We start from the raw sequence: 19074 nt of genomic DNA on the forward strand, positions 1-19074 counted from the left end.
TGGGCGCCGTTTTATCGCATGCTCTACCGCGCGCCGACGTGGCTGCCAGGCGGCCACCTGCAGACCATCTACCCGGCCACCTGCATTGCCAAACCGCCGGTCGCTTTCCGGCGCGAGCGCTGGCATAGCGTCGACGGCGACTTCATCGATGTCGATTTCGTGGACGGCCAGCCCGGCAAACCGCTGGTGGTGCTGTTCCACGGTCTGGAGGGATCTTCCGACAGCCATTACGCACGCTCGCTGATGGCGGCCCTGCAGGCACGCGGCTGGAGTGGCGCGGTGCCGCATTTCCGCGGCTGCTCGGGCGAAGCCAATCTGGCCCCGCGTTTTTATCACTCGGGCGACGCCGCCGAAGTCGACTGGATCGTGCGTGCGCTGCGCGCGCGCCATCAGGGCACGCTGTATGCAGCCGGCGTCTCGCTCGGCGGCAACGCCCTGCTGCGCTGGCTGGGCGAATCCGGCCACGGCGCGGAGATTGTCGACGCCGCCTGCGCCATCTCGGCCCCGCTCGACCTGGCGCGCGGCGGCGAAGCGCTCTCTTCCGGCTTCAACATGCTGTACACGCGCATGTTCCTGCAAACCCTGAAACCGAAGTGCCTGGCCAAGCTGGAGCAGTTTCCCGGCCTGTTCGACCGCGCCGCCCTGCTGCAGGCACGCGACCTGTACGCCTTCGACAACGTGGTCACCGCACCGCTGCACGGCTACCGCAACACCGACGACTACTGGCACCGCGCCAGCGCGCGCCATGTGCTGGACGCGATCACGGTGCCGACGCTGGTGCTCAATGCGCGCAACGATCCGTTCTTGCCGGGCGCGCACTTGCCGACCGGTGCGTCGAAGGCGGTGACGCTCGAATATCCGGATGAAGGGGGCCACGTCGGTTTCCCGGTCGGGCCGCTGCCGGGCCGGATCCACTGGCTGCCGCGGCGTATCCTGACGTTCTTCGACGAGGTCGCCGGCGCCGCGCCGCATAGCCGCGCGCCGGACGTGACCGAACTGTGCGAAGCTGACTGACACCATGGACGATATCGTAAAACAGGCAATGGCCAAGTGGCCGAACGTGCCGCATTGCTACGGCTGGCTGGCACTGGACGCGCGCGGCGGCTGGCGCATGCGCGACGAAGCGGCCCAGCGCGCGGGTGCGGCGGGCGACCGTTTGAACAATCCGGCGCTGGTCGGCTTCATCAACCGCAACTACGGGCACGACGAGCGCGGCAACTGGTATTTCCAGAACGGGCCGCAGCGCGTGTACGTGAACCTGGAAGCGACGCCGTTCATCGCGCGTACCGATCCGCAGCAGGGACTGGTGCTGCAGACCGGGCAGGCGCTGACAGATATCGAGCGGGTATTCCTGAGCGATGCCGGCGCGGTGCTGTTCCAGGCCGGCGATTCGGTGGCGCAGCTGGACGATCGCGACGTGGCGCAGGTGCTGGGCAAGCTGGAACTGGATGGCCAGGCCGCGTCGGACGAGGCCGTGATGGCCTGGCTGGAAAGTGGTGTCGGCAAACTGACGCTGCCGTGGAACGGTAAACGCTTCGACGTCGAACGCATTGAGGCAGCAGACCTGCCGCAGCGCTTCAACTTCAACCAGCTACCGACCCCATAGGGTTGGCATCCTGCACCGATCACCGATCCTTCTCGTCTTCCTTCTCCTGCTTCTGCCGCGCCTGCAGTTCGCGCTCGCGCGCATCGATCACCGCCTGGTCATAGAACGACACATCGCCGGCCTTCCTCGCCAGATCGAGCTGCGCCACGGCCGCCGGCAACGCCCCGGCCAGCACGTACGACTCGGCCAGCGACATGTGCTGCAGCGCGATCTTGCCCTGCTTGGCATAGGTCTTGGCCAGCAGATCGTGCAGCTTGGCTTCTTCGCGATACTGCTGGCTCTGCTCGCGCAGGAAGCGCGCGGCATCGTCGAACTTGTTGTTGAGGATCAGCGCCTCGGCATACTGGTGCGCGATCGCGCGCGACAGCGGATAGCGCTGGCGCGCCGCCTCGGCCTCCTGCAAGGCCTGCGCCTGCACCGCCGCCGGCTGCGCCGTCGCCATCTTGATCTCGATCGACAGCCCGGCGAACATGGCCGCGCCATCGCCGACGGTCGACGCCGTCGAGAACACGCCTTCCTTCGGCTTGACCGTTTCGCGCGCCTTGTCGAGCCAGCTCTGGGCGCCGGCCAGGTCGCCGCCCTTCAGCGCCAGGTAGGCCAGGCCATACTGCGCCCCGGCCTGCTGCTGGCGGTGGGTTTCCTTGAGCTGGGTCTCGAACGCCGTGCGCGTATCGCGCCGGCCCTGCTCGCCCTGGTCCTGCAGCACGCGGATGCGCGCCCGCACCAGGTGGAAGTCGAGGCTGTCGACGCGCTGCTTCTTCGGCATCTCGCGGATACGCGCCTGCATGTCGGTGATCCGTTCCTGGGTCAGTGGGTGGCTGCTCAGGTTGCTCAAGCCGGCCGGCAGTTCGCCGTACAGTTTGCTGGCCGTCTGCAGGCGGCGGAAGAAGGCCACGATGCCGGTGGTGTCGTAGCCGCCCGCCTCCATGATCTGGAAGCCGACCCGGTCGGCCTCGCGTTCGGCATCGCGGCTGAAGCTCAGCTGGCGGTGGATCGCCAGCCCCTGTCCGCCCATCAGCACGCCCATGGCCGCGTCCGACCCGCCCTTGGCGGCCAGCGCCGCCAGGATCAGCGAGGCCAGCGGCAGCAGCACGTCCTGGCGCTGCTGGCCGAGCATGCGCGCGATGTGGCGCTGCGATACGTGGCCGATCTCGTGCGCGATCACGCTGGCCAGTTCGGATTCGGACTGGGCCGCAATGATCAGCCCCGAGTGCGACCCGATGAAGCCGCCGGGCAGCGCGAACGCGTTCAGTTGCGGATCGCGCACCGCGAAGAAGGTGAAGTCGGCATTCGTTTCGCCGCGCGCGCCGGGCGCGGCGCTGACCAGGCCGTTGCCGAAATTGTTCAGGTATTCGGCGATCGGCTCGTCGTCGAGGTAGTCGCGGTCGCGCCGGATGTCGCGCATGATCTCTTCGCCGAGTTTACGCTCGACCACCGGCGACAGGTCGGCGCGTGCGGTGTCGCCGAGCGTCGGCAGGCTCGTATGGTCGGGCCGCTTGAGGGTCTGGGCAGAGGTGGAATCGGGAGAAACAACGGCGAAGGCGGCCGCCGTGCACAGGGCGACGACGGACAATGCAGGGCGCCAGCGGCGCGCGGATGCGGGGCGGACGACGGATTTCACGGTGCTATGATAACCGCATCCGCGCGCAGATTGCTGCTGCCGCCTTATTTTGTTACCTCATCATATCGACTTTGCAATGACCAATCCAACCCCGACCGCTGATCATCTGACCCACTTCGACGCCACCGGCCAGGCCCACATGGTCGACGTCGGCGCCAAGCAGGACACCCACCGCATCGCGGTGGCGGCCGGCACCATCCGCATGAAACCGGAAACCCTGGCCCTGATTACCTCGGGTAGCGCCAAGAAGGGCGACGTGATCGGCATCGCGCGCATCGCCGCGATCATGGCCTCGAAACGGACCAGCGACCTGGTGCCGCTGTGCCATCCGCTGCCGATCACGCGCGTGGCGGTGGACTTCGAGATCGACGAGGCGGCCAGCAGCGTGCATTGCCGCGCGCAGGTGGAGACGATCGGCAAGACCGGGGTCGAGATGGAAGCGCTGACCGCGGTGCAGGTGGGATTGTTGACCGTGTACGACATGTGCAAGGCGGTCGATCGCGGGATGGTGATGACGAATGTACGGGTGATGGAAAAGCATGGTGGCAAGAGTGGCGACTGGACTGCCGACATCGATGCTTGACCCGGCAGCGCTGCCCTGCACACGGCTATAGACAATCTTATAAGCGGGCCTATACTTGTGGTGCGATGCACAACCGTGCCTCGCTTCCCCACTAGAACTTGCCTTGAAGAGGATGTGCCATGACCACGACCGCTTATCCGCAGTTCACGCCCGCTCCATTCCAGATGAACACCCGTCCCTACCAGGACGCGGTATCGAAAATCGCCAACGTCTACGCCGACTCGATGCGCGCCAACGTCGAGCAGCTCTGGATCAGCTCGTCGCAAATCATCGTGCAGGAAACGGTCAAGGCCTTCATGGCGGCGACCCAATCCTGTATGGAGGCGCTGGCGAAAAACGCGGCTTCGGTGCAGCAGCAATCGTTCGGCCGCATCATCACCGCCAACCAGAAAGCTTTTGAAATCATGGGCCAGGCGGCGACAGACACGATGTTGTCCGGCATGAAGCCGATCCAGTAAGGCCTTGCTCGCGCTGCGCCGGGTTCCGGCGTAGCACGCGTATGGCTAACGATGCCGTCACGAACGCGAATACCCGACGAACGCTTGCATAAACAATACCCAGGCAGCCCAGTAAACATTATCGATAGTGACATTAAGATACATCTGATTCGCCACCAACTGCTATCATGCCGGGTTTTTATCTGCGGCAACATTGCCGCGTTTGCCTCACCCGATATGAACAGCGTACAGGCCCACGAGCTCAAGCCTCAGGAGTACGAGTTCGAGACGCTGAACATGCAGGTCGGCGTCCGCTTGCAACTCATCACCCATCGCCGCCTCAAGCCGGTCCAGCATTTCTCGACCCTGATCGGCTACGTCAGGGATGACTACCTGATCCTCAAGCTGCCGTTCGAGGACGGCGCGCCGATCGGCCTCACCGAAGGCGAGCGGGTCACGGTGCGGGTGTTTTCGGGGGTGAATGTGTGCTCGTTCGCGTGCACGGTGCAGCGCGTGTTCGGGCGGCCCCTGTTCTATGTTCACCTGTCGTTCCCGACCTCGATCCAGGGCACCAGCCTGCGCGGCGCGATGCGGGTCCGGGCAGATTTGCCGGTGCGGGTGACCGGACTGAAGGATGGCGCCGTGCCGATGGATTGCCTGCTGGCGAACGTGTCGGTGACAGGTGCGCGCATCGATTCGCCGCAGCCGCTGCCGCAGGACGAAGACGTGGTCGAGCTGCAGTTCGCGCTGGCCGCGCCGCCGTCGCTCCAGGAAACGCGGGTGCGCACCCGGGCCACGATCAGGAACCTGGCGGTGGCGCGGCCGGCGGCCGGCCAGACCGAGATGTACAGCTACGGCGTGCAGTTCACGAACCTGGATCCGGTGCACTACACGCTGCTGCAGAACATGACCTACGAGGCGCTGCTGGCCGACCGCGGCAAGATCGTCTAGCAGCACATCATCCAGTGGCGAAACTTGGCACGCTCCCCTTCAGCGCCAGTCGGCCGGCAGCGGCAGGTTGTCAGCCAGCGCCAGCTGTTCCATCGCGTCTTCCAGCATCATGCGCGCGCGGCCCGAGGCCAGCGCCAGCTGCGCGTGCAGGGCGGCGTCTTCCGGATTGCGCGATGCGCATTGCTGGCTGTAGCGCTCGAAACTTCCCACCATCAGCAGCAGCTCGGACAGGTGGCGCGGGCATTCGCAGGTGACCTGGGTACCGGCCGCCGTGATCCGCGCCAGGTCTTCTTCGCCGAAGCGCGGCGCCATCACGGTCGGCACGGCGATCGCCTGCAGCGGCGGACGATGGCCGTCCAGCGCCGACTGGCACAGCAGCGCCAGCTCGGCCAGGTCGGCCGGGATGCGCGCCACCAGGCAGCCCTGCGCGCGCAGCGCGCGGATGGTGGCGCTCGGCGAGAAGCGGTACAGCACCACGGTGGCGGCGACGCCGGTGACCTGGCGCGCGGCGACGATCGGCGCCACTGCCGTCTCGTCGAGCTCGGACATTTCGACCACCAGCACGTCGGCGCCGGCGTCGGACGGCAGCCGAACCGCCTGCTCGAGCGCGTCGCAATGGCCGCGCACGTCCAGGCCGAAAGCACCCTGCCCCATGGCGGCGATGCGGCGCGACAGCACGGCGCCGACCAGCAGCACCCGTACCGGCGCTTCGGCCACGGCGCGCGCCTGGCCATCCAGACCCAGCATCGATTGCAATTGCTCGCGGCTGAGGCCGGCCAGCACGCCGATCGAGTGGCCCTGATCGACCAGCTGCTTGAGCAGGCCGAGGCGCGCGACCTGCTCGGCCGAGTACAGGCGCTGGCCGCGTTCCGAACGCTGCGCGTCCGACAGGCTGTAGCGGCGTTCCCAGACGCGCAGCGTTTCGACCGGCAGGCCAGCCAGGCGCGCAGCCGCGCCGGTGCGGTACATGATCCGCTCTTGTCCCTTGTTAGATGCTTCCATCATTACGTGTCCCGAGTGTGAACCTTGAATATCAGACGATATAGTGTCATACATCTGACATTGCTGCATTTCTATTGGTAAATGTGCAAGCGCTATGCAGCGTGGCTGGAGGCAGCAGAAAAGATGGTCTTCAGTCACATTCCATGTCACATGGTAAATTGATGGTCTTCGTGCGCCGCATCCTGCGCGCACCGACATCATCAAGAGGGTGGAATGAAATTTCGTTTGCTGACGATGGCGGCGGCCCTGGCCGCTGTTGCTACGACCGCCACTGCTGCCCCGCGTGGCTTTACAGTGGAAGACCTGGTCAATATGGAGCGGGTCGGCAGCCCGGCAGTGTCGCCGGACGGCACGCGCGTGGTGTACACCGTGCGCAGCACCGACATGGACACGAACCGCGGCCATACCGAACTGTGGATGGTCGACCTGCGCGCCGCCAAGCCGGCGCCGAAGCGCCTGACGAGCCATGCGTCGAGCAGCACCGACCCTGAATGGTCGGCTCTAGGGGACGCCGTGTACTTCCTGTCGACCCGCTCGGGTTCGTCGCAGGTGTGGCGCATCCCTGCCACCGGTGGCGAGCCGGGCAAGGTGACCGACCTGCCGCTGGACGTGGACAGCTACCGCGTGGCGCCGACGGGCGACCGCATTGCCTTCAGCACCTCGGTGTTCCGCGATTGCGCCGACCTGGCCTGCACCAAGACCCGCGCCGATGCGAAGGCCAAGGAAAAGGCCACCGGTAAAGTGTACGACCGCCTGTTCGTGCGTCACTGGGACACCTGGAACGATCACCGCAACAACGTGCTGTTCTCGGCGCCGCTCGATGCCAGCGGCAAGATCAGCGCCGCACCGGTCAGCCTGTCCGGCTCGCTCGACGGCGATGCACCGTCGAAGCCGTTCGGCGACCGCGAAGAGTACCGCTTCAGCCCGGACGGCAAGACCGTCGTGTTCTCGCTGCGCGTGGCCGGCAAGACCGAAGCCTGGTCGACCAACTTCGACCTGTACAGCGTGCCGGCCCAGGGCGGCGCCGCGCCGCGCAACCTGACCGCGGATAACCCGGCCTGGGATACCAAGGGCGTGTTCTCGCCGGACGGGCGCACCCTGGCCTACCTGGCGATGGCGCGTCCGGGCTTCGAAGCCGACCGTTACCAGATCATGCTGATGGATGTCGCCAGCGGCGAGAAGCGCAAGCTGGCGGCCGACTGGGATCGTTCGGCCGGCAACCTGCAATGGCGCGCGGACGGCAAGGCGCTGATCGTCGATGCCGAAGACATCGGCCAGCACCGCCTGTTCTCGATCGACGTCGCCAGCGGCAAGGTGGCGGCCCTGACCGGCCCCGGCGCGGTCGGCGGCTACGACCTGCGCGGCGACACACTGGCCTATACCCAGGCCAGCCTGACCTCTGGCGCGCAGCTGTTCTCGATGAAGCTCGGCGCCAGGCCGCAGCAGCTGACCAATGTGAATGCCGAGCTGCTGAAGGACGTGCGTTTCGGTGAGCCGGAACAGTTCTCGTTCGCCGGCGCCAATGGCGAGACCGTGTACGGCTACGTGATGAAGCCGTGGAATGCGCAGCCGGGCCAGAAGTATCCGGTCGCCTTCATTGTCCACGGCGGCCCGCAGGGCAGCTTCGGCAACAGCTGGAGCTACCGCTGGAATCCGCAGACCTACGCCGGCGCCGGCTATGCGGCGGTGTTCATCGACTTCCACGGCTCGACCGGCTACGGCCAGAAGTTCACCGATGCGATCAGCAACGACTGGGGCGGCAAGCCGCTCGAGGATTTGCAGAAGGGTTACGACGCAGCGGTGAAGAAATTCCCATGGCTGGACCGCTCGCGCGACTGCGCACTGGGCGCGTCGTATGGCGGCTACATGATGAACTGGATCCAGGGTAACTGGCCGGACGAGTTCAAGTGCATCGTCAACCATGACGGCGTGTTCGATACCCGCGGCATGGCGTACTCGACCGAAGAACAATGGTTCACCGACTGGGAAAGCGGCGGCCCGTACTTCAAGGTGCCGGAGAACCACGAGCGCTTCAATCCGGTGCTGCACGTGAACAAGTGGAAGACCCCGATGCTGGTAATCCAGGGCGACCTCGACTTCCGCATCCCGACCGCGCAGGCGCTGGGCACGTTCACCGCGCTGCAGCGCAAGGGCATCGACAGCAAGCTGCTGGTGTTCCCGGATGAAAATCACTGGGTGCTGAAGCCGGCGAATTCGCTGCAGTGGCATCACACCGTGATCGACTGGATGGATGGGTATCTGAAGCGTTGATAACGCCGCGGCTGGCGCAGGGATCGTCCGATATCGCCTGCGCCAGCCAATATAGCCTGGACCTCGACGCCGTCACTGCGCAGCCGGCGCCACACTGTTCTTCTCGAACACCCTCTTCACCGCATCATTGTCGGTGATACTCGACGCATCGATCTCCCACGTCAGGCTGGTCTGGTTCATGGTCGGCGTGAACACGACCGTCTTGTCCTCGGTTCCCTTGCCGATATTCGCCAGCGTCAGCGTGATCGCGCCGGCATCGGCCACCGCGACATTCTTGACCTCGGCAGTGGCCGTGAATGCGGTCGGGAACGCGTCTTCGCTGGCTTCCTGATTACAGTTGACCAGGTCGCCATTTTCCTGCCCGCACAGCGCCACCGCCGTCTTGTACGGACTGAGCGCGACCATCGCGTTGGCGGCGCGCGCCTTGGAGGTGTATTCGGTGTAAGCGGGGATCGCGACCGATGCCAGGATGGCGACGATGGCGACCACGATCATCAGTTCGATCAGGGTGAAGCCATGCTGGATGCGGCGGTAGTGCGGTGTCATCAGGGTCATTTTTATCTCTCCAGTGGGCAAATGAAAATCGTGAGCCGTGGGCAGCGACGAGGCCGGCGCGCACGGCGTACCAATGTCGGACGAGGCTGATTTTAGGGAGAGCGACCGGATGAATCCTGTGCCACCACAAGTGCGCACGGAAGCGGGAACGACGGACGAAAAAAACGGGGAGCCGAAGCTCCCCGTTTTATGTGACGGTCAAGAGACCATCAAATTACAGCATGGCCTTCAGCAGACGCGCCATTTCCGACGGGTTCTTGGTGACGGTGATGCCGCAGGCTTCCATGATTTCCAGCTTGGCTTGCGCGGTGTCGGCGCCGCCCGAGATCAGCGCGCCGGCGTGGCCCATGCGCTTGCCTGGAGGCGCGGTGACGCCGGCGATGAAGCCGACCACCGGCTTCTTCATGTTGTCCTTGATCCAGTAAGCCGCGTTGGCTTCGTCCGGGCCACCGATTTCGCCGATCATGATGACCGCGTCGGTATCAGGATCGTCGTTGAACATCTTCATCACGTCGATGTGCTTCAGACCGTTGATCGGGTCGCCGCCGATGCCGACTGCCGACGATTGGCCCAGGCCCAGTGCGGTCAGCTGACCGACTGCTTCATAGGTCAGGGTGCCCGAACGCGACACGACGCCGATACGGCCCTTCTTGTGGATGTGGCCCGGCATGATGCCGATCTTGATTTCGTCAGGGGTGATCAGGCCTGGGCAGTTCGGGCCCAGCAGCAGGGTCTTCGAGCCGGCTTTGGCCATGCGGTCCTTGATTTCCATCATGTCGCGGACAGGGATGCCCTCGGTGATGCAAATTGCCAGGTCCAGTTCGGCTTCGACGGCTTCCCAGATCGCAGCGGCAGCGCCTGCTGGCGGGACATAGATCACCGACACGTTGGCGCCGGTTTCTTTTTTCGCTTCCGAGACGTTGGCGAAAATCGGGATGCCTTCGAAATCTTCGCCGGCTTTCTTCGGGTTCACGCCTGCAACGAAGGCTTCCTTGCCGTTCGCGTAGTCGCGGCACATGCGGGTGTGGAACTGACCGGTCTTGCCGGTGATGCCCTGGGTGACAACTTTGGTATCTTTGTTGATCAGAATCGACATTTTTATTTCCTTAGCGAATTAGGCAGCTTTACCAGCGGCAGCGGCAACGACCTGCTTCGCTGCGTCTTCCATCGTGTCTGCGGCGATGATCGGCAGACCCGAGTCAGCCAGCATCTTCTTGCCCAGGTCTTCGTTGGTGCCCTTCATGCGCACGACCAGCGGCACTTGCAGCGACACGGCCTTCGATGCGGTGATCACGCCTTCGGCGATCACGTCGCAACGCATGATGCCGCCGAAGATGTTGACCAGGATGGCCTTCAGTTCCGGGTTCTTCAGCATGATCTTGAAGGCTTCGGTCACTTTCTCGGCCGTGGCGCCACCGCCGACGTCGAGGAAGTTGGCCGGCTCACCGCCGAACAGCTTGATGGTGTCCATGGTAGCCATGGCCAGGCCGGCGCCGTTCACCAGGCAGCCGATGTTGCCGTCGAGCGAAATGTAGGCCAGGTCGAACTTCGATGCTTCGACTTCGGCTGGATCTTCTTCGTCCAGGTCGCGGTAGGCGACGATTTCAGGGTGACGGAACAGCGCGTTGGCGTCGAAGTTGAACTTCGCGTCCAGGGCGATGACCTTGCCCGAACCGGTCAGGATCAGCGGGTTGATTTCGGCCAGCGATGCGTCGGTTTCCCAGTAGGCTTTGTACAGGCCTTGCAGGTTGGCGCGGGCGTCGGCGATCGATTCTGCCGGCACGCCGATCTTGGCGGCGACGTCGTCAGCCTGCGAGTCAAGCAGGCCGACCTTCGGGTCGATCACGACGTTGTGGATTTTTTCCGGGTTGCTGTGCGCGACTTCTTCGATGTCCATGCCGCCTTCCGACGACGCCATCAGCACGACTTTCTGGGTGATGCGGTCGGTAACCAGCGAAACGTACAGTTCTTTCTTGATGTCCGCGCCTTCTTCGATCATCAGGCGGCGCACTTTCTGGCCTTCAGGGCTGGTCTGGTGGGTCACCAGCTGCATGCCCATGATCTGGTCAGCGTATTCCTTGACCTGCTCGAGCGACTTGGCAACTTTCACGCCACCGCCCTTGCCGCGGCCACCAGCGTGGATCTGGGCCTTGACCACCCAAACCGGACCGCCCAGTTGTTCAGCGGCCTTGACGGCCTCTTCCACCGACATGCACGGAATGCCGCGCGGAACCGTCACTCCAAACTTTCGGAGGATTTCTTTGCCCTGATACTCATGGATTTTCATGCTGGCTTCCCTTCTTCTATTACTAATGAATTAGAAATACGGTTGAACTACAAAAAAAACAACGAATGCTAACCCGACACGGCTTTGATCGACCAGCGAGGATAGTATTTGGCCACGGCGGGGCCGTCGCTGCGCAGGGCGTGGCAACGGTCGAGCTCGAAGGGCCGGTCCGACGATGTCAAGCTGGCGCCGCCAGGGGCATCAACGTTATCGTCGGCGAAGGCTTGCAGCGCTGCGGTAGGCAGCACCTGGGCCAATTCGGTCAGGTGGGTGCAGCCGAGGACGCCGGTGAGGCGGTCTTTCAGGTGCAACCGGAAATGGTTCACGAGCGAGAGCCCGATCAGTTTCTTGTAGGCGGGAGCGATCGTATCGCAGAAGCCCGGATACGGGACGGCATCGGATGCGGCTTCGGCATCGACGATGTTCAGGTCGCGGTCAATCGTGACGCGCAGCTTCAGGTCATGCACCGGAACGCCGCCAGGACGCTCGCCCGAAGGGAGCGTGATGTCACGCGTCTTGACGTCGCGGATATTGGCATCGAGATCCCACAAGCCATCGTCGCGCGCATAGGCGTCGACGGTGATGGCGCGCGTATGCCGCAGCGAGCGCGATACGGGAGGAGACAAAGGCATAAAAACCAGTGCCGTCGGAACGGCGGTTAGTGGTGCAGCCGGTGTGCTAAATGCACGTTGCCGCAGCTTCTACGGCAACAACCGCTCATGCGGCGCTGCTTAAACCATGAAAGTTTAGCACAGCGTACAGGCTGTTGTACCGTCGGAAGGGCCATTTAGAGGGAAGACTGCAAGGGTGGAAGGGTTTATGGCAGAGCGTGGCAGGCAGCCTCGAATGCACTATCTATTCTATTTCTCAAAAGAATATCTGTCATTCATGATGCATATGGCAATGCCGTATGACATGGCTTGCTGACGCTGCATCTGCAACTACAAAAGCAAACGCCAGCGTGCAGCGCCATCGCCCGTTGAGGAATATGCGAGCGCATATCGGGGATGACGCTCCACGCTAGCGTCTGTGCAGTTATAAGGTACTGCGTGTTGAATCTGAGTGCGACAAACTTGGGCCCCCGCCTGCGCGGGGGTGACGGTTTTACAGATAACAATCATCGTTACCTGTACCACTGTTATTGCTACATACAGCGCTGCCAGCGCTAATGGCAACGCTGTGATCAGCGCTCACGGCAGTGATAACGGTAGAGCTGTAGTTACTCCCCTGCGGCGTCATACCGCTGCCACGAGCGCTTATTCAAACTCGTCGTCGTCCGGATTGCCCTGCATCGCAACCCGCGCGGCGCGCTGCGAGAAGCCGCGCTGCAGCAGGAAGCGCATCTGCTTGGCGCGCGCTGCCGCGTCTTCGGCGACAGTGCCGAACTTGCGGCGCCAGACTTCGACCGCACGCGCGGTTTCGCTGTCGGACAAATCGGCCTTGATGTCGCTCAGCGCATCGCCGGTGACGCCATGGCTTTGCAGCTCGGCCACGACGCGGCTGTTGCCGTAACGCGCCGCCTTCCTGTTGACCAGGGATTCGGCGAACCGTTCTTGCGACAGCCAGTTGTTCTTTTCGAGGAAATCCAGAAGAGCGTCGACGTCGTCGCCCTCTTCCGCATACTTGGACAGCTTGCGCCGCAACTCGAACCGGCTATGCTCGCGCTGCGACAGGTAGCGCAAGGCACGCCCTTTCAGGCTGAGTACGGGTTGGCGCATAAGAAATGGTATGAATCAACGTGGCGCAGGGTGGACGGCATGCTTCCGCCATCCACCCTGCACCAGCGGACTTACTCGCCGACCGCTTGCAGCTTCGGCTTGTCGTCGCCACCGGCGGCGACCAGCGGCAGTTCGCGCACGCCCAGGGCAGCGCGCACCTTGTTCTCGATTTCACGCGCCAGGGCCGGGCGATCCTTCAGGAACTGGCGGGCGTTGTCCTTGCCCTGGCCGATACGTTCGCCGTTGTAGCTGTACCAGGAACCCGACTTCTCGACGATCTTGTTGTCGGCGCCCAGATCCAGGATTTCGCCTTCGCGCGAGGTGCCTTCTCCGTACAGGATGTCGAAGTGGGCCTCCTTGAACGGTGGCGCGATCTTGTTCTTGACGACCTTGACCTTGGTTTCGTTACCGATCACCTCGTCGCCCGACTTGATCGAACCGGTACGGCGGATGTCCATACGCACCGAGGCGTAGAACTTCAGCGCGTTACCGCCGGTGGTGGTCTCCGGGCTGCCGAACATGACGCCGATCTTCATGCGGATCTGGTTGATGAAGATGACCAGCGTGTTGGTGCGGTTGATCGAACCGGTGAGCTTGCGCAGCGCCTGGGACATCAGGCGGGCTTGCAGGCCCGGCAGCGAGTCGCCCATGTCGCCTTCGATCTCGGCGCGCGGGGTCAGTGCCGCCACCGAGTCGATGACCACCAGGTCGACCGAACCCGAACGCACCAGGGCGTCGGTGATTTCGAGCGCCTGTTCGCCGGTATCCGGCTGCGAAATCAGCAGGTCGCCCAGGTTGATGCCCAGCTTTTGCGCATAGGTCACGTCGAGCGCGTGCTCGGCGTCGATGAAGGCGCAGGTGCCGCCCAGCTTTTGCATCTGGGCGATGGTCTGCAGCGTCAAGGTGGTTTTACCCGACGATTCCGGACCGTAGATTTCAACGATACGGCCGCGCGGCAGGCCACCGACGCCAAGCGCGATGTCCAGGCCCAGCGAGCCGGTGGAGACAGTCTGGACTTCTTCGACCGGCGCACTGGTGTCCATGCGCATGACCGAACCCTTGCCAAACTGCTTTTCGATTTGCGCCAGGGCGGCTGCCAGCGCTTTGCCTTTTTCGGAGGCGTTCAATGCGGATTTTTTATCGTCCATGGTGTACTTTCAATCGTGGAGCAGTGAAGGTATGGGCGCGGGTGCGCACTTCAAGGGCACTACTGTATAAAAATCCAGTGGTTTTGGCAAGCACAAATACGTGATCGAAATCACAACATCACGTCAAAACTCGCATTGTTGCGACAAATCAAACACAATAAGGACTCGACCATGTCTAACGTCCCAAATAAGGTGTTCCCATGCGTATTCTGCTTGCCGAAGATGATAGCGTACTTGCCGACGGCCTGACGCGTTCCCTGCGCCAGTCCGGCTATGCGATCGACTGCGTCAAGAACGGCCAGGACGCCGACACCGCGCTCTCGACCCAGGAGTTCGATCTCCTGATATTGGACCTCGGATTGCCGAAAATGTCCGGCCTCGAAGTGCTGCGCCGCCTGCGCGCGCGCGCCTCGCTGCTGCCGGTGCTGATCCTCACCGCCGCCGACTCAGTCGAGCAGCGCGTCGAAGGCCTCGACCTGGGCGCCGACGACTATATGGCGAAACCCTTTGCCCTGTCCGAACTCGAGGCGCGGGTGCGCGCCCTGACCCGGCGCGGCGCCGGCGGCGGCCCGGCCGTGGTGCGCCACGGCCCGCTGGTGTACGACCAGGTCGGCCGCAGCGCCTACATCAACGAACAGATGCTGGATCTGTCGGCGCGCGAACTCGGCCTGCTCGAAGTGCTGCTGGCGCGTAGCGGACGCCTGGTCTCGAAAGAGCAGCTGGTCGACCACCTGTGCGAATGGGGCGAGGAAGTGTCGAACAATGCGATCGAGGTCTACGTGCACCGCCTGCGCAAGAAGATCGAGGTCGGCGGCGTGCGCATCGCCACCGTGCGCGGCCTCGGCTACTGCCTCGAGAAATTCCCTGACGCGACCAGCCGTCCCGCCGCACCAGCCGCTTCTGCCAACGCGGCCGCCGCCGGCAAGTGAACGAACGCGACGCCGGCCTCGTGCCAGCCGCTGGCGCCATGGATGGCGGCGCGTCAACGCCTCTGTACGTCCCGCCCAACCCCGAGCCGGACGAAAACATCCGCCACTCGCTGTTCGGTGAAATCCTCGACTGGATGCTGGCCCCGCTGTTGCTGCTGTGGCCGATGAGCATCGCCATCACTTACCTGGTGGCCAAGTCGATCGCCAACCAGCCCTTCGACGATGCGCTGGAAGACCGGGTCACGGTGCTGGGCCAGCAGATCCGCTCGGTGGACGGCCGCGCCGCCGGCCAGCTGGCGCCGGCCGCGCGCGACATCCTGCGCGCCGACGACGTCGACAGCGTCTACTTTCTGCTGGCCGGCCCCGACGGCGCCATCCTGGACGGCGACCGCGACCTGCCGCGCCCGAAGATGATGGATGGCGGCGACGAGCGCGCCCGCAGCGGCGCGGTCGAGTTCCGCAACGACAGCATCCACGGCGTGCCGATCCGGGTCGCCTACACCTACGTCAACCTCGACCCGCTGCACGAGCGCAACCTCAACCCGCCCGAAGCGCCGCCGCTGGCGCTGGTGCAGGTGGCGGAAACGCTCGACAAGCGCGCCCACCTCGCCAACGAAATCATCAAGGGCGTGATCCTGCCCCAGTTCATCATCCTGCCGGTGATCCTGGGCCTGGTCTGGTTTGCCTTGTCGCGCGGGCTGTCGCCGCTGGCCGAGCTGCAGCAGCGCATCCGCGCCCGGCCGCAGGACGACCTGTCGCCGATCGACCCGCGCCAGGTGCCGGAAGAGATCTCGCCGCTGGTCGGCTCCTTCAACGACATGCTCGAACGCCTGGGCGAAACGGTGGAGATGCAGAAGCGCTTCATCGCCGACGCCGCGCACCAGATGAAGACCCCGCTGGCCGGCATGCGCATGCAGTCCGAACTGGCGCTGCGCCAGGTCGATCCGCTCGAAATCCACCGCTCGCTCGAGCAGTTGGCCAAGAGTTCGGAGTCGGCCACGCGCCTGGTGAACCAGCTGCTGGCGCTGGCGCGCGCCGAGAACCAGCCGCAGGCCGGGCTGGCGTTCGACGCGATCGACTTGCCGCGGCTGGCGCGCGAGACGGTGCAGGACTGGGTGCAGGCCTCGTTCGCCAGCCGCATCGACCTCGGCTTCGAGCCGCCGGAACCGATCGAGGCGCCGATCCTGATCGCCGGCCAGCCGCTGATGCTGCGCGAGATGCTGTCGAACCTGATCGACAATGCGCTGCGCTACACCCCGAGCGAAGGCAGCGTCACGGTGCGCGTGCGGCGCGACGGCGAGCACGCCCTGCTGGAAATCGAAGACACCGGCCCCGGCATCGCCGCGCCCGAACGCGAGCGCGTGTTCGAGCGCTTCTACCGCATCCTGGGCAGCAATACCCAGGGCAGCGGCCTGGGGCTGGCGATCGTGCGCGAGATCGCGCACCAGCATGGCGCCGAGATCGACATCTTCAACAATCCGCGCAGCCCTTCGCGGCGCTTTCCGGGCACCTTGTTCCGGCTGACCTTCCCGCCTCCTGTCCGTGATTCCGATGACGCCGACTGACCGTTCTTCCGCACCGCCCTCGCTCGACGAGCGCCAACGGCTGCTGGCCGCGCGCGCCGCGCACTGGCAGCGCACCCGGCGCATGACGCTGACCCTGCTGGCGCTGTGGCTGGTCACCGGCTTCGGTACCGTGTTCTTCGCGCGCGAGCTGTCGCGCTTCGAGCTGTTCGGCTGGCCGCTGTCGTTCTACATGGCGGCGCAGGGCGCGTCGCTGGTGTCGCTGGCCATCATCGGCGTCTACGCCTGGCGCATGCGCCGGCTGGAACGCGAGTATGAGAGCGCATACGGGCAGGAGCGGCAGCATCCATGAGCACGAAAACGAGCTACTTCGGCAAACTGTCGCGCTACTACCTCTGGTACACCGGCTGCTTCGCCCTGTTCCTGCTGGCGCTGGCGATCCTGGAGCAGGAGGGCATGCCGCGCCTGTGGATCGGCCACCTGTTCATGTTCGCCACCATCGCGCTGTACGCCACCATCGGCGTCATCTGCCGCACCTCGAACGTCACCGAATACTATGTCGCCGGACGCCGGGTACCGGCCCTGTTCAACGGCATGGCCACCGCGGCCGACTGGATCTCGGCCGCCAGCTTCATCAGCCTGGCGGGCGGCCTGTACCTGCAGGGCTTCGACAGCCTGGCCTTCATCATGGGCTGGACCGGCGGCTTCGTGCTGGTGGCGCTGCTGATCGCACCCTATCTGCGCAAATTTGCGCAGTACACCATCCCCGACTTCCTGGCGGCGCGCTACGGTGGCGGCGCGGGAGGACGCGGCGCGCTGGTGCGCGGCATGGCGGTCGGCGCCACCATCCTGGTCTCGTTCACCTACGTGGTGGCGCAGATCTACGCGGTCGGCCTGATCGCCTCGCGCTTCACCGGCGTCGACTTCTCGGTCGGGATCTTCCTCGGCCTGGCCAGCATCCTGGTGTGCTCGTTCCTGGGCGGGATGCGCGCCATCACCTGGACCCAGGTGGCGCAGTACATCATTCTGCTGGTGGCGTTCCTGATCCCGACCATGTGGCTGTCGGCCAAGCACGCCGACAATCCGATCCCGCAGGTGGCCTACGGTTCGCTGCTGCCGAAGCTGACCGAGCGCGAAGCGCAGCTGGCCAGGGATCCGCGCGAAGAACAGGTGCGCGCCGAGTTCCGCCGCCGCGCCGCAGAATACGCGGCGCGCGTGGATGCCCTGCCCGAATCGTGGGAAGCCGGCAAGATCGAGGCCCAGCGCCAACTGGCGGCGGCGCGCGCGCGCAACGCCTCGCTCACCGAGGTACGCCAGGCCGAGCGCGCACTGGCCACCTATCCGAATTCGGTGGATGACGCACGCACGCTGTGGCTCGAGCGGCGCGATGCCAACCTGGCGCGTGCCCGGCCGCCCGAGCCGCACGCGACGCCCTTCCCCGGTCCCACGCAGGAAGCCTCGGACGCGCGCCGCAACAACTTTCTGGCGGTGGTGTTCTGCCTGATGTTCGGCACCGCCGCCCTGCCCCACATCCTGATGCGCGCCTACACCACGCCCTCGGTGCACGAGACGCGGGTGTCGGTGTTCTGGACCCTGTTCTTCATCCTGCTGGTGTACCTGACGATTCCGGCGCTGGCGGTGCTGGTCAAGTACGACCTGTACACCTCGCTGATCGGCAGCGACTTCACCTCGCTGCCGACCTGGATCTCGTACTGGGCTAACGTCGACAAGGCCAATCCTCTGGTGAGCGTGGCCGACATCAACGGCGACGGCATCGTGCAGCTGGCCGAGTTCGCGATCGATGCCGACGTGCTGGTGCTGGCCGCGCCCGAGATCGGCGGCCTGCCCTACGTGATCTCGGGGCTGGTGGCGGCCGGCGGCCTGGCGGCGGCGCTGTCCACTGCCGACGGCCTGCTGCTGGCGATCTCCAACGCGCTGTCGCACGACGTGTACTACAAGATCGTGCAGCCCAATGCGTCCACGCAGAAGCGGGTGACGATCTCAAAGCTGCTGTTGCTGGCAGTGGCCTTCATCGCGGCCTATGCGGCGTCGCAGAAGCCGGCCGACATCCTGTCTCTGGTGGCAGCGGCGTTCTCGCTGGCCGGTTCGACCTTGTTCCCGGTGCTGGTGCTGGGCGTGTTCTGGAAGCGCGCCAACCACCAGGGCGCGCTCGCCGGCATGGTGGTGGGCTTTGCCGTGTGCCTGTTCTACATGCTGCGCGCCAGTCCCGGCCTGGGCGGCAGCGCGGCGGACACCTGGTTCGGCATCCTGCCGATGGCGGCCGGGGTGTTCGGGGTGCCGGCCGGGCTGCTGACGGTGGTCGTGGTCAGCCTCTTGAGCGCGCCGCCGCCGCGCACGGGCGACGCCATGGTCGATTACATCCGCGCGCCCGAATGAAAGCTTGAACAGCCCAGGTGAATATTGGAGAGTATCCGGCGTCAAT

General features: G+C 64.6%; 18 protein-coding genes. 10 read left to right on the forward strand and 8 right to left on the reverse strand.

Features of this window, described 5'->3' with window-relative positions; translation table 11 throughout:
- Positions 1-18 precede the first annotated feature (18 nt).
- A complete protein-coding gene (locus RTQ83_RS07745; RefSeq protein WP_312512899.1) occupies positions 19-1014 on the forward strand; it encodes a YheT family hydrolase in 996 nt (331 codons plus the stop codon).
- Between the two features lie 4 nt (positions 1015-1018).
- Positions 1019-1606 (forward strand): DUF2946 family protein, encoded by a 588-nt coding sequence (locus RTQ83_RS07750; protein WP_312512902.1) that lies wholly within the window; start codon positions 1019-1021, stop codon positions 1604-1606.
- Positions 1607-1625: 19 nt separating this feature from the next.
- Here the strand turns inward: RTQ83_RS07750 and RTQ83_RS07755 are convergent, their stop codons facing one another.
- The gene (locus RTQ83_RS07755; protein WP_312512904.1) at positions 1626-3227 is read right to left on the reverse strand and encodes a M48 family metalloprotease; all 1602 of its coding nucleotides are present in this window, start codon (positions 3225-3227) and stop codon (positions 1626-1628) included.
- Positions 3228-3303: 76 nt separating this feature from the next.
- Between RTQ83_RS07755 and moaC the strand changes: the two genes are divergently transcribed.
- From moaC to RTQ83_RS07770, 3 genes are all read left to right on the forward strand, one after another.
- The gene (moaC, locus tag RTQ83_RS07760) at positions 3304-3810 is read left to right on the forward strand and encodes a cyclic pyranopterin monophosphate synthase MoaC (RefSeq protein WP_312512907.1); all 507 of its coding nucleotides are present in this window, start codon (positions 3304-3306) and stop codon (positions 3808-3810) included.
- A 119-nt stretch (positions 3811-3929) separates the two neighbouring features.
- Positions 3930-4268 (forward strand): hypothetical protein, encoded by a 339-nt coding sequence (locus RTQ83_RS07765; protein WP_312512910.1) that lies wholly within the window; start codon positions 3930-3932, stop codon positions 4266-4268.
- Positions 4269-4484: 216 nt separating this feature from the next.
- Entirely contained in the window at positions 4485-5198 is a 714-nt protein-coding gene (locus RTQ83_RS07770) for a flagellar brake protein (RefSeq protein ID WP_312512913.1), read from the forward strand.
- Positions 5199-5237: 39 nt separating this feature from the next.
- Here the strand turns inward: RTQ83_RS07770 and RTQ83_RS07775 are convergent, their stop codons facing one another.
- A complete protein-coding gene (locus tag RTQ83_RS07775; RefSeq protein ID WP_312512915.1) occupies positions 5238-6203 on the reverse strand; it encodes a MerR family transcriptional regulator in 966 nt (321 codons plus the stop codon).
- Between the two features lie 210 nt (positions 6204-6413).
- Here RTQ83_RS07775 and RTQ83_RS07780 point away from each other — a divergent pair, with 210 nt between their 5' ends.
- Positions 6414-8471 carry a S9 family peptidase gene (locus RTQ83_RS07780; RefSeq protein ID WP_312512917.1) on the forward strand — a complete coding sequence of 686 codons (2058 nt, stop codon included), beginning with the start codon at positions 6414-6416 and terminating at the stop codon, positions 8469-8471.
- A 72-nt stretch (positions 8472-8543) separates the two neighbouring features.
- Here RTQ83_RS07780 and RTQ83_RS07785 read toward each other — a convergent pair whose 3' ends face one another.
- The 6 genes from RTQ83_RS07785 to recA form a co-directional block, all read right to left on the reverse strand.
- Positions 8544-9026 carry a prepilin-type N-terminal cleavage/methylation domain-containing protein gene (locus RTQ83_RS07785; RefSeq protein WP_312512919.1) on the reverse strand — a complete coding sequence of 161 codons (483 nt, stop codon included), beginning with the start codon at positions 9024-9026 and terminating at the stop codon, positions 8544-8546.
- 214 nt (positions 9027-9240) lie between these two features.
- Positions 9241-10122, reverse strand: a complete 882-nt coding sequence (gene sucD, locus RTQ83_RS07790) for a succinate--CoA ligase subunit alpha (protein WP_312512921.1) — start codon at positions 10120-10122, stop codon at positions 9241-9243.
- Positions 10123-10140: 18 nt separating this feature from the next.
- The gene (gene sucC / locus RTQ83_RS07795) at positions 10141-11313 is read right to left on the reverse strand and encodes an ADP-forming succinate--CoA ligase subunit beta (RefSeq protein ID WP_312512923.1); all 1173 of its coding nucleotides are present in this window, start codon (positions 11311-11313) and stop codon (positions 10141-10143) included.
- Between the two features lie 68 nt (positions 11314-11381).
- Positions 11382-11945 (reverse strand): DUF2889 domain-containing protein, encoded by a 564-nt coding sequence (locus RTQ83_RS07800; protein ID WP_312512925.1) that lies wholly within the window; start codon positions 11943-11945, stop codon positions 11382-11384.
- Between the two features lie 624 nt (positions 11946-12569).
- Entirely contained in the window at positions 12570-13031 is a 462-nt protein-coding gene (gene recX, locus RTQ83_RS07805; protein WP_312512927.1) for a recombination regulator RecX, read from the reverse strand.
- Between the two features lie 71 nt (positions 13032-13102).
- The gene (gene recA / locus RTQ83_RS07810; RefSeq protein ID WP_312512929.1) at positions 13103-14179 is read right to left on the reverse strand and encodes a recombinase RecA; all 1077 of its coding nucleotides are present in this window, start codon (positions 14177-14179) and stop codon (positions 13103-13105) included.
- 200 nt (positions 14180-14379) lie between these two features.
- Here recA and RTQ83_RS07815 point away from each other — a divergent pair, with 200 nt between their 5' ends.
- Genes RTQ83_RS07815 through RTQ83_RS07830 form a run of 4 tightly spaced genes read left to right on the forward strand, consistent with a single transcriptional unit; the run spans position 14380 to position 19028 of the window.
- Positions 14380-15108, forward strand: coding sequence for a response regulator transcription factor (locus tag RTQ83_RS07815; protein ID WP_312512931.1), 729 nt, complete (start codon positions 14380-14382; stop codon positions 15106-15108).
- 38 nt (positions 15109-15146) lie between these two features.
- On the forward strand, positions 15147-16673 hold the full coding sequence (locus tag RTQ83_RS07820) for a sensor histidine kinase N-terminal domain-containing protein (protein WP_312513058.1): 1527 nt from the start codon (positions 15147-15149) through the stop codon (positions 16671-16673).
- The gene (locus tag RTQ83_RS07825) at positions 16660-16983 is read left to right on the forward strand and encodes a DUF4212 domain-containing protein (protein WP_312512933.1); all 324 of its coding nucleotides are present in this window, start codon (positions 16660-16662) and stop codon (positions 16981-16983) included. The genes RTQ83_RS07820 and RTQ83_RS07825 overlap by 14 nt, the downstream gene beginning before the upstream one ends.
- Positions 16980-19028 carry a sodium:solute symporter family protein gene (locus tag RTQ83_RS07830; RefSeq protein WP_312512935.1) on the forward strand — a complete coding sequence of 683 codons (2049 nt, stop codon included), beginning with the start codon at positions 16980-16982 and terminating at the stop codon, positions 19026-19028. Before RTQ83_RS07825 ends, RTQ83_RS07830 begins: the two co-directional genes overlap by 4 nt.
- The last annotated feature ends 46 nt before the right edge of the window (positions 19029-19074 follow it).

Origin of the sequence: Massilia sp. (assembly GCF_031995545.1) — a bacterium.
Taxonomy (GTDB): Bacteria; Pseudomonadota; Gammaproteobacteria; order Burkholderiales; family Burkholderiaceae_D; genus Telluria.

Bases quoted from the DNA above. Each gene is read 5' to 3' on its own strand.
- RTQ83_RS07775 (WP_312512915.1), bottom strand. From the start codon at position 6,203: ATGATGGAAGCATCTAACAAGGGACAAGAGCGGATCATGTACCGCACC.
- RTQ83_RS07800 (WP_312512925.1), bottom strand. From the start codon at position 11,945: ATGCCTTTGTCTCCTCCCGTATCGCGCTCGCTGCGGCATACGCGCGCC.
- RTQ83_RS07785 (WP_312512919.1), bottom strand. From the start codon at position 9,026: ATGACCCTGATGACACCGCACTACCGCCGCATCCAGCATGGCTTCACC.
- RTQ83_RS07765 (WP_312512910.1), top strand. From the start codon at position 3,930: ATGACCACGACCGCTTATCCGCAGTTCACGCCCGCTCCATTCCAGATG.
- RTQ83_RS07825 (WP_312512933.1), top strand. From the start codon at position 16,660: ATGACGCCGACTGACCGTTCTTCCGCACCGCCCTCGCTCGACGAGCGC.
- RTQ83_RS07745 (WP_312512899.1), top strand. From the start codon at position 19: ATGCTCTACCGCGCGCCGACGTGGCTGCCAGGCGGCCACCTGCAGACC.
- recX (WP_312512927.1), bottom strand. From the start codon at position 13,031: ATGCGCCAACCCGTACTCAGCCTGAAAGGGCGTGCCTTGCGCTACCTG.
- RTQ83_RS07830 (WP_312512935.1), top strand. From the start codon at position 16,980: ATGAGCACGAAAACGAGCTACTTCGGCAAACTGTCGCGCTACTACCTC.
- sucC (WP_312512923.1), bottom strand. From the start codon at position 11,313: ATGAAAATCCATGAGTATCAGGGCAAAGAAATCCTCCGAAAGTTTGGA.
- recA (WP_312512929.1), bottom strand. From the start codon at position 14,179: ATGGACGATAAAAAATCCGCATTGAACGCCTCCGAAAAAGGCAAAGCG.
- RTQ83_RS07750 (WP_312512902.1), top strand. From the start codon at position 1,019: ATGGACGATATCGTAAAACAGGCAATGGCCAAGTGGCCGAACGTGCCG.
- moaC (WP_312512907.1), top strand. From the start codon at position 3,304: ATGACCAATCCAACCCCGACCGCTGATCATCTGACCCACTTCGACGCC.
- sucD (WP_312512921.1), bottom strand. From the start codon at position 10,122: ATGTCGATTCTGATCAACAAAGATACCAAAGTTGTCACCCAGGGCATC.
- RTQ83_RS07780 (WP_312512917.1), top strand. From the start codon at position 6,414: ATGAAATTTCGTTTGCTGACGATGGCGGCGGCCCTGGCCGCTGTTGCT.
- RTQ83_RS07770 (WP_312512913.1), top strand. From the start codon at position 4,485: ATGAACAGCGTACAGGCCCACGAGCTCAAGCCTCAGGAGTACGAGTTC.
- RTQ83_RS07820 (WP_312513058.1), top strand. From the start codon at position 15,147: ATGGATGGCGGCGCGTCAACGCCTCTGTACGTCCCGCCCAACCCCGAG.
- RTQ83_RS07815 (WP_312512931.1), top strand. From the start codon at position 14,380: ATGCGTATTCTGCTTGCCGAAGATGATAGCGTACTTGCCGACGGCCTG.